Below are 1637 nucleotides of genomic sequence, written 5' to 3' on the forward strand. Positions count from 1 at the left end.
AACAAGCCGTTAAAGTGCGACAAAATACAGTTGGCTATTTTCGCTGCGCTCAAGTTTAGCCAACAATATTTTGCGCCTTAACAGGGGCGTTAAATTTAAGTCAGGAGTTCGTACATGTCCGAAGATAGATTTTATTACTCTTTTAATTGTGAAGATAATACTGCTGAGTTTCACGTAAAAGAAATTGAGAACTCTTATAAAAAGTCACAAGTATCAATTAACGAAATTTCTAGTTCAATTTGCAAAAAGGGTAAGTGCCAAGTAAGTGTTTGGCCGAGAGATGATCTAGATTTGAATGGAGTAAAGAATACTCTGAAATACCTAAACTCACTTTCATCTAAGGAATTGGCATTCGTTCAAGTTGAATATGATCAAACAAACGAATCAAGCTTTTTAACTTTAGTGGGCGATCATATAGTAGAGGTTGAAACTAAAGAAGATTTACAACTTTCTATCAAGGAGGATTCTTCAACTCCGGAGAGTCAATTCTATGATAATTATGGGCAAGAAAACACTTTGCTAATAAAGATGAATTTCTCTAGTAAAAAAAACGTCAATGCCGTTTTTAATTCTTGTAAAATAATCATTGATGATTATTCCATTGAAAATGTTAGAGCTTTAAAAATTGCAGTCAATGACAGAATAAATTCCAATGGCTGGGAAGGGTTCAACTTTCCTAGTGCTGATGACTGGCGTGGTGACGACGAACTTTTACAATATATTTGCTATTCTGAAATAAATAAAAAGACCTTATATATAGGTTTTAAGTTTCCCGATAACATCAAACTTAATCGTAAAAAAGAGTGGAAATGTGGTTTTTACGATTATTATGACAATGCATATGGGGTAAGCAGCATTGCAATTCTTGCTCTAATAGATTGTTTATATCACTCAAATAATCGAAAAGGTTTATATGCGAAATATATACCTGGTAACTGGGATTCTACTAAATCATGCCTAAGTGTTATTAGTATTGATATGTTTTTGCAGTTCGCTTCTTATACTGATGGAGAAATTATTCCGCCCAATATCTGGCAAAAATAAATTTAACAAGGCAATTAAATCGGACATAAAACAGTTGGCTTTTGTTCGAGCCTCACAAATTATAGCCAACTATTTTATGCCGTTTATTGCGGCGTTATACGGATTATTGGGTCATGGAACAGTCTGAAGTTAAAGCTGATATCAAACGCCAAATTAATAATGCTATAAATAATCGACATTTAGTTTCATATATGAATGAGACTAAATGGAGGGAGTTGTTTTCGGGAATTAGAAGCGGCGAAATAGAAATGCCGTGTAGAAATAAGAGCCTCTTAAATAACAATGTTTCGATTAGCGTGCTAGATATAACAACTCTAAAGAGTTGGGGAGCATCAGGAATTGAATGGGTTGAGTTTCGAACTATGAATCCAGTAAATGGAGAAGACTTGTCTGCTCCTACGATTAAGTTTCTTTCCCTCCACAGTATCCATTATTCTTTGGAAAATGATGCTATTCGGGTTTGGGGGTATATTGAGGCACGTAGAAGTGAAGGCTCCGTATAACTAATAAGGATAGGTCGTGTGAGCAGCGCGAACCACGACTTAATCCTATTGTTGGACAAGCCCGGGCGTTTATTTCTGCTGTTTATAGTA

General features: G+C 35.2%; 2 protein-coding genes. Both read left to right on the forward strand.

What is annotated here, in order from left to right; genetic code table 11:
* The first annotated feature begins 114 nt into the window (after positions 1-114).
* The gene (locus G337_RS0119265; RefSeq protein ID WP_028865300.1) at positions 115-1044 is read left to right on the forward strand and encodes a hypothetical protein; all 930 of its coding nucleotides are present in this window, start codon (positions 115-117) and stop codon (positions 1042-1044) included.
* A 113-nt stretch (positions 1045-1157) separates the two neighbouring features.
* The gene (locus tag G337_RS0119270; RefSeq protein ID WP_028865301.1) at positions 1158-1547 is read left to right on the forward strand and encodes a DUF6678 family protein; all 390 of its coding nucleotides are present in this window, start codon (positions 1158-1160) and stop codon (positions 1545-1547) included.
* Positions 1548-1637 lie beyond the last annotated feature (90 nt).

The organism is Psychromonas aquimarina ATCC BAA-1526, assembly GCF_000428725.1.
GTDB classification, from domain to species: Bacteria; Pseudomonadota; Gammaproteobacteria; order Enterobacterales; family Psychromonadaceae; genus Psychromonas; species Psychromonas aquimarina.